Consider the following 6,395-nt stretch of genomic DNA (forward strand, 5'->3'; position numbering starts at 1 on the left):
AACACAGAGAAAAAACCATGAGCATCTTTTCGCGCCTGACGGACATCGTGCAGTCCAACCTGAACTCTCTGCTCGATCGCGCCGAGGATCCCGAGAAGCTGATCCGCCTGATCATCCAGGAGATGGAGGACACGCTCGTCGAGGTGCGGTCCTCCACGGTGAAGATCATCGCCGAGAAGAAGGAGGTTGAGCGCCGCGTCGCCAATCTGAACCGCGAGCGCGACGACTGGGACCGCAAGGCTGAGGTCGCGCTCAGCCACAACCGCGAGGATCTCGCCCGCGAGGCGCTGAAGGCCAAGTCCAAGGCCGCCGACGAGGCGGAGGTCCTGACGCAGCAGATGGTCCAGATCGAGGAGGCGCTGTCCAAGGCCAACGAGGACATCGGCCGTCTGCAGGCCAAGCTGACCGACGCCAAGAACCGTGAAAAGGCGCTGGTCGCCCGCACGCAGACCGCCGCGAACCGGGTCCGCGTCCGCTCCACCCTGCACGACGAGCGCATCAACGACGCCTTCTCCCGCTTCGAGCAGGTGGAAAAGAACCTCGACGAGCTGGAAGGCCGTGTCGAAGCCTACGACGTCGGCCGCACCAAGACGCTGAGCGAGGAGATCGCGGAGCTGGAAGCCGACAAGAAGGTGCAGGACGAGTTGGCCGCGCTGAAGGCGCGGGTCGCCGCCCGTCGGGAAGGCTGATCATTTCAGCCGCACCGCAGGCCGGGATGGGCCGGCAGACGAGCCCGGCACGCCCCCGCGTCTCGCCCCGCCGGGTTCCGCCTGCGCCCCACCCGGCCTGCGGTTTTCTTCCCGAGGCTTTCGTTCGGAAGTTATCTTCCCGATCCTGGCTCAACCAGAACAAGAAAGGCTTGACCCTTGATGAGCGGTTTCGGCTTCGTGCTCGCGGTGCTGTTCATGACCGTGGTGGCACCGCTGTGGATCATCTTCCACTACATCACCAAGTGGCGCTCCCAGCGCGGGCTGTCCGCGCAGGACGAACGCCTTCTGGCCGAACTGTGGGAGATCGCCAACCGGCTGGAGGGCCGCATCCACGCGCTGGAACGGGTGCTCGATGCCGAGGCGCCCAACTGGCGCAACAAAATCTAACCTGACAGGAGAGGTTCCCATGGACCGCTCTACGCGGCATTCCGCGTCGTCCCAGCCGTCGTCACCGTATGACTCGCCGAACCCGCACAAGCTCTACCGCGATCCGCAGAACGGCGTGATCGGCGGCGTGTGCGCCGGTGTCGCGGATTATTTCGGGATTCAACCGATCCTGGTGCGGCTAGCCTTCGCGCTGGGGCTGTTCTTCTTCGCGCCGCCGCTGATCCTGGGCTATGTGATCGCCGTCCTGGCGCTGCCCGTCAAGCCGCCGCGGCTGTACAGCAACCCGGACGAGGAAGCCTTCTGGCGGGGCGTGTCCATCAAGCCAGACCGCACCCTGGCCGGCTTGACGCAACGCTTTCGCGACTTTGATAAGCGCGTGGGAAGCTTGGAAGCCTACGTCGCCTCCAAGGAGTTCGAACTCAACCGCGCGATCCGCGACCTGGATCGCTGACCGCGGGCATGAAACCGTCCCCTGGCCGCCATCACTCGGCCTCCATTGCCGGCCGGTGACCGCCGTGGGCCGGCGCTGAAATCAGCGCTGGCGGCGGCGGTCCCGACTGCGAACGCGCACCGGCTTCATAGCCGGGCGGGCTGCGGCAAGACCGGCGAGGGCCGCGGCCATCGCACCAACGAGCACAACCAGATCGAGATCCATCACGGCTCCTCCGCTTGTCTTGCTCAGAATGACGCAAGTAAGATGCACATGGTAGCGAAAAGAGGTGATGGCAACCGTCCGGCCGGCCGATAACGACCGGCGGAGTAACTCCACCCGGCGCGGCCAACCCTTCCGCCGGTCAGTCGAGGTGCGGCCCGATCGCCCGGATGGTGAAGCCCTTGTGGTCGGGATAGCGCGCGTTCGTCTTCTCCCGCGCCTTCTTTTCGTCCAGTCCCCAGACCAGGAAGCGCCGGCCGCGCTTCCAACGTTCCCGCGCGTCCGGGTCGAGGTCGACGTTGACGCGGCCTGCATAGTCCGGGTTTGCCACCGTCACCATCCAGCCGAGGTCGGCCGGCGTGTGGCGGTCGTCCATGACATAGACCCGGCGATCCGTCGCGTTGCTCGCCTTCAGGCGCTGCTCCAGGTCCTCGCAGGCGAGTTCGATCGACGCCTCGCGGCGTCGTGCGTCGCGCAGGTCCCGCGCCTGCTGGAGCGTGCCCCGGGCGGTGCGGCGCAGCCGTTCCACCTGCGCCTGCTTTCGGGCCACGGCGTTGACGATGCGGTCCTCGGCCGTCTTCAGGCGTCGCATGGCCAGGGCCAGGGCGAAGGCCAGGGACGCCACGCCAACCAGGACCGCGAAAAGGTAGGGCATGTCGGGTGTCCTCAGCTTGCCTTCGCGACAGGGGCGTCGTCGTCCGTCCGCTTCCCCGTCCGCGCGTCCTGCAGCCGTAGGACGACATAGCCGAACGCGGGAGGGTAGCGCCGCTCGATCTCCGACCGCGCGACCGGCATGGTGCGCGCCCAAACCTCCATCGTCTGGGGCAGCGCCCAGGAGGAGTCGATGAAGGCGTGCTGCTTCTGCTGGGTGGTGGATCCCACATACTTGTTCACCACCTGGGCGATGTAGCAGGGCGTGCCCGCCAGCTCCTCGCCGATGAGACGGACGAGCTGGTTGCCGGACTGCTGCGCGTCCCTCAGCTGCCGTTCCAACGCTTGCCGGCGGCGCAGCAGGTCGCGGGTTTCCTCGTCGACCTTGCGCAATTCCGCGGCGCGCTGCTCCTTGCGGGCCTCCAGCCGGCTCTCCAGCTTGGCGCGCCGGGCGATCACCTCGCGCACGCCGCCGGTGCCGTGCCGCCGCTCGATGGCGCGCTCGCCGAGCACGATCGCCGCCTTGCCGATGCCGAACGCGATGCCGGACAGCGCAAACGCGGTGAAAAGGGCCTGGGCATACTCGTTCCACATGGGCCTGGACCTGATCCGTGCGCCTGGGGCCTACGCCATTCGGGTGTGGGATGCGCTACAGGTAAACCAGGGTGTTGGACCATTCAACGCCCATGTGCACCACCGCAGCGCTTCGCAAGCTTCGTAGTCGACCGCGAAACAATGCTGTCGGAATGCGGGAATCCATGAAACCGGCAGCACAGTTCCGGTGTTACGGCGTTGCCGCGCACACCCGATTTCGGCCGGCCTGCTTGGCGTCATAGAGTGCGGTGTCGGCGCGCCGCAGGGTCTGCTCGATGGACGGTTCGGCCCCGTCCCACTCCGCCACGCCCAGGCTCCCGGTGATCGGGACGGCCCGGCCCTCCACCGCGACCGGCGCGCCGGCGATGGCTGCGCGAACGCGCTCGGCGACGACGTGGGCGCCGGCGAGGTCGGTTTCCGGCAGCAGGATGGCGAACTCCTCGCCGCCGAACCGCGCGATCTGGTCGGAGGTGCGCAGCGCCTCCCGCGCGCGGCTCACGGCGACCCGCAGAACCTCGTCACCGGCGGCGTGGCCATAACCGTCGTTCACCGCCTTGAAATGGTCGAGGTCGAGCAGGAACACGCTGAGCCTGCGCCCATGGCGCCGCGCCCGGCCCAGCTCCGCCCCGGCGAGTTCCAGGAAATGCCGGCGGTTCCACACGGCGGTCAGCGGGTCGACGGTGGCCAGCCGTTCCAGCTTGGCGTTGGCATCCTCCAGGGCGCGGGTGCGCTCGGCCACGCGCGCCTCCAGCGTCTCGTTCGCTTCCCGCAGCCGTTCGTACAGGCTGACGTTGGCGAAGCTGATGGCGATCTTGGAGGCGAACACCTCGACCAAGCCACGGTCCACCTCGTCCAGCGGACGGTCGGTGTGGATCCAGGCGGCGACCTCGTTTCCGTCCGGCACGCGGATGAACAAGGTCGTCTCGTTCTGGCCGTAATGGCTCTGGCGGCTGCGGAAGGCGGTGGCGATCCGATCCGCAAGGTCCACGGGGATCCCGGCGCCGGCTTGTCCCGCCGCCTCGGCGTAGGAACCGACACCGGCCAGCACATAGATCGATCCATCCGGCAGGGCGCCGCTGCTCCAGGCGGCGTCGCCCGGCGTTTCGCCGCCTGTTCTGTCGTCATGAAGCGTTCCGCGCTGGGCGCAGAGGATGGCGTCGGGCTTCACGCGCAGGAAGGCCGAAAGCTGAGTCAGCACGCCGGCCGCGAACTGCCGCATGGAGCGCATTTCGAACAGCCGGTCGGTCGACTGGATGATCTGCTGCAACCCGCGGCGGTTGGTTTCCAGAGCGACGATGTCCGAATAGGCGCGCAACGCCGCGATCACCGACGTGAACAGCTTCTTGGCGGTCAGTTCGGTCTTCGACTTGTAATCGTTGATGTCGTAGGCGAGGACGACGTCCTCCTCCGGCGCCTGGCCGGGCTGGCCGGTGCGCAGGATGATGCGGATCGCCAGATTGCCGAGATCCTCGCGGATGAAGCGGACCAGCTTCAGGCCGGCGTCGTCCGTCTCCATCACCACGTCCAGCAGGATGATGGCGATGTTGTCCTCGGCCCGAAGCACCGCGGCCGCCTCCGCCGCCGACATGGCGCCCAGCAGCTCCAGCCGCCGGCCCTTGTAGCGCAGGTCGCCCAGCGCCAGCCGCGTGACGGCGTGCACCTCGACATCGTCGTCGACGACCAGGATGCGCCACGGCTCCGCCTCGGAGGCGGTCGGCTCCGGAGATGCATCCGGCAGCAGGTCGTCGTCGATGAACAGAAAGTCGGAGCCCATGCGCGCGTCTTGTCCGGCTTGGCCGGTCGGGATCAACACGTGATCGCGCCTGCCCTCGATCCATGCATGGATCTGTGGTTCATCCCTCAAGCATTTAGCCGTAACCGATGCAACATGACGCACGCAACGGGTTCGTTATCCTGATGGGGCGAATTCGGTCCTTCCTGGACCGCTTTCCGGACCGGTAGGCGCCGCTTGAACGATTCGGCCACTTGAACGATTTGATTGAGCGTGATCAACGCATCCGGGATTGACGGGCATCAAGATGGGCGTCTCGCGCCGGAACGACCTTCTGGGCCGGAATGACCTTCTGGGATTGTGACCATGGAACTGAATCGTCGCACGTTCGTAAAAGCCCTGACGGCCAGCCTGTCGGTCGGCGCCCTGGCGGTCGCCGCGCGCGGAGCGGTCGGCGCGGCGTCCGCCAAGGCCGCCGAGGTGAGCGTGTGGAAATCGGCGTCCTGCGGCTGCTGCGAAGGCTGGGTCCGCCACATGCGCGACGCCGGCTACATGGTCACGGTGCATGAACTGGACGAAGTCGATCCGGTGAAGGACCGGCTTGGTGTGCCCGCCTCGCTCCGCTCCTGCCACACCGCGGTCGTGGACGGCTACATCCTTGAAGGCCACGTCCCGGCCGACAGCGTCGCGCGCCTGCTGCAAGAGCGGCCGTCGGCCAAGGGCCTCGCCGTGCCGGGAATGCCCCAGGGGGCGCCGGGCATGGAGACGGGCGTCAAGGAGCCCTACGCGGTGGTCCTGTTCGGCGCGCCCACCGGCAGCTCAGTCTACGAACAGCGCTGAAGGGAACGGCCGAGTCAGAACGGCCGAGTCCGCGTCTTGCAAACGCGCCCCCTCCCATCATAATCGGCCCACCATAATTGGATGGGCCCCGACCGACGGACAAGGGCGGGATGCTTGGGGGGAGGGACTTGGTGGTCGAGCTGCTCAACACGCGCGAGGTCGCGGATTACCTGCGCCTGAAGCAGCGCAAGATTTACGATCTGGTGCAGCGGGGCGACATCCCCTGCACCCGCGTCGGCGGCAAATGGCTGTTCCCCAGGGATCAGATCGACCGCTGGCTGTCCGCTCGGGAAAGCGTCCATCGCGACGCCGCCGCCCCCCTGCGGACCGCCGCTCCCCCCGTGATCGCCGGCAGCCACGACCCGCTGCTGGAATGGTGTGTGGATGAGTCCCGCTGTGGCTTGGCGCTGATGGGCGGTGGCAGCCTCACCGGGGTGGAACGGCTGGCCGAAGGCGCGGCGGTCGCCTGCGGCCTGCACGTCCGCGACGCGGTGTCCGGCGTCTACAACATCCCTTTGGTCGAACGGCGGCTCGGCGACCGCGACGTCGTCGTGCTGGAATGGGCGCGGCGGGAGCAGGGGCTGGTGGTCGCCGCCGGGAACCCGATGGGCATCCAAGGCATCGCCGATCTCGCCCGGTCGGGCGCGCGCCTCGTACGGCGTCCGCCGGAAACCGGCGCGCAGACGCTCTTCGACCAGCTCGTCGCGGAGGCCGGGCTGCGCTGGCCCGACCTCGCCGCGTTGGAGCGGCCGGTGCGGGTGGAAACCGACGTCGGGCTTGCGGTGCTCAACGGCCAAGCTGACGCGGGGCTCGCCATCCGCTCCGTGGC

The 6,395-nt window shown here is 67.7% G+C and carries 9 protein-coding genes (1 of these 9 only partly in view); 5 read left to right on the forward strand and 4 right to left on the reverse strand.

Annotation, left to right across the window (positions count from 1 at the left end; translation table 11 throughout):
* Positions 1 to 17 precede the first annotated feature (17 nt).
* From pspA to pspC, 3 genes are all read left to right on the forward strand, one after another.
* Positions 18 to 689: a phage shock protein PspA gene (gene pspA, locus M2351_RS01260; protein WP_264654361.1), complete on the forward strand. Its 672-nt coding sequence runs from the start codon at positions 18 to 20 to the stop codon at positions 687 to 689.
* A 180-nt stretch (positions 690 to 869) separates the two neighbouring features.
* Positions 870 to 1,097, forward strand: a complete 228-nt coding sequence (gene pspB, locus M2351_RS01265; RefSeq protein WP_264654362.1) for an envelope stress response membrane protein PspB — start codon at positions 870 to 872, stop codon at positions 1,095 to 1,097.
* Between the two features lie 19 nt (positions 1,098 to 1,116).
* Positions 1,117 to 1,548 carry an envelope stress response membrane protein PspC gene (gene pspC / locus M2351_RS01270; protein WP_264654363.1) on the forward strand — a complete coding sequence of 144 codons (432 nt, stop codon included), beginning with the start codon at positions 1,117 to 1,119 and terminating at the stop codon, positions 1,546 to 1,548.
* An 81-nt stretch (positions 1,549 to 1,629) separates the two neighbouring features.
* Here pspC and M2351_RS01275 read toward each other — a convergent pair whose 3' ends face one another.
* The 4 genes from M2351_RS01275 to M2351_RS01290 form a co-directional block, all read right to left on the reverse strand.
* Positions 1,630 to 1,752, reverse strand: coding sequence for a hypothetical protein (locus M2351_RS01275; protein ID WP_264654364.1), 123 nt, complete (start codon positions 1,750 to 1,752; stop codon positions 1,630 to 1,632).
* 139 nt (positions 1,753 to 1,891) lie between these two features.
* Positions 1,892 to 2,404, reverse strand: a complete 513-nt coding sequence (locus tag M2351_RS01280; protein WP_264654365.1) for a hypothetical protein — start codon at positions 2,402 to 2,404, stop codon at positions 1,892 to 1,894.
* Between the two features lie 11 nt (positions 2,405 to 2,415).
* A complete protein-coding gene (locus M2351_RS01285; protein WP_264654366.1) occupies positions 2,416 to 2,994 on the reverse strand; it encodes a hypothetical protein in 579 nt (192 codons plus the stop codon).
* A 190-nt stretch (positions 2,995 to 3,184) separates the two neighbouring features.
* Positions 3,185 to 4,768, reverse strand: coding sequence for a diguanylate cyclase (locus M2351_RS01290; protein ID WP_264654367.1), 1,584 nt, complete (start codon positions 4,766 to 4,768; stop codon positions 3,185 to 3,187).
* A gap of 324 nt (positions 4,769 to 5,092) precedes the next feature.
* Between M2351_RS01290 and M2351_RS01295 the strand changes: the two genes are divergently transcribed.
* A complete protein-coding gene (locus M2351_RS01295) occupies positions 5,093 to 5,566 on the forward strand; it encodes a DUF411 domain-containing protein (protein WP_264654368.1) in 474 nt (157 codons plus the stop codon).
* Positions 5,567 to 5,697: 131 nt separating this feature from the next.
* Positions 5,698 to 6,395, forward strand: the 5' portion of a protein-coding gene (locus M2351_RS01300) for a helix-turn-helix transcriptional regulator (RefSeq protein WP_264654369.1). It continues 196 nt past the right edge of the window; the window shows 698 of its 894 coding nt (coding positions 1-698); it begins with the start codon at positions 5,698 to 5,700; the stop codon falls past the right edge of the window.

This window comes from Azospirillum canadense, from assembly GCF_025961225.1.
GTDB classification, from domain to species: Bacteria; Pseudomonadota; Alphaproteobacteria; order Azospirillales; family Azospirillaceae; genus Azospirillum; species Azospirillum canadense.

Bases quoted from the DNA above. Each gene is read 5' to 3' on its own strand.
- M2351_RS01290 (WP_264654367.1), bottom strand. From the start codon at position 4,768: ATGGGCTCCGACTTTCTGTTCATCGACGACGACCTGCTGCCGGATGCA.
- M2351_RS01275 (WP_264654364.1), bottom strand. From the start codon at position 1,752: ATGGATCTCGATCTGGTTGTGCTCGTTGGTGCGATGGCCGCGGCCCTC.
- pspB (WP_264654362.1), top strand. From the start codon at position 870: ATGAGCGGTTTCGGCTTCGTGCTCGCGGTGCTGTTCATGACCGTGGTG.
- M2351_RS01285 (WP_264654366.1), bottom strand. From the start codon at position 2,994: ATGTGGAACGAGTATGCCCAGGCCCTTTTCACCGCGTTTGCGCTGTCC.
- pspA (WP_264654361.1), top strand. From the start codon at position 18: ATGAGCATCTTTTCGCGCCTGACGGACATCGTGCAGTCCAACCTGAAC.
- M2351_RS01280 (WP_264654365.1), bottom strand. From the start codon at position 2,404: ATGCCCTACCTTTTCGCGGTCCTGGTTGGCGTGGCGTCCCTGGCCTTC.
- pspC (WP_264654363.1), top strand. From the start codon at position 1,117: ATGGACCGCTCTACGCGGCATTCCGCGTCGTCCCAGCCGTCGTCACCG.
- M2351_RS01295 (WP_264654368.1), top strand. From the start codon at position 5,093: ATGGAACTGAATCGTCGCACGTTCGTAAAAGCCCTGACGGCCAGCCTG.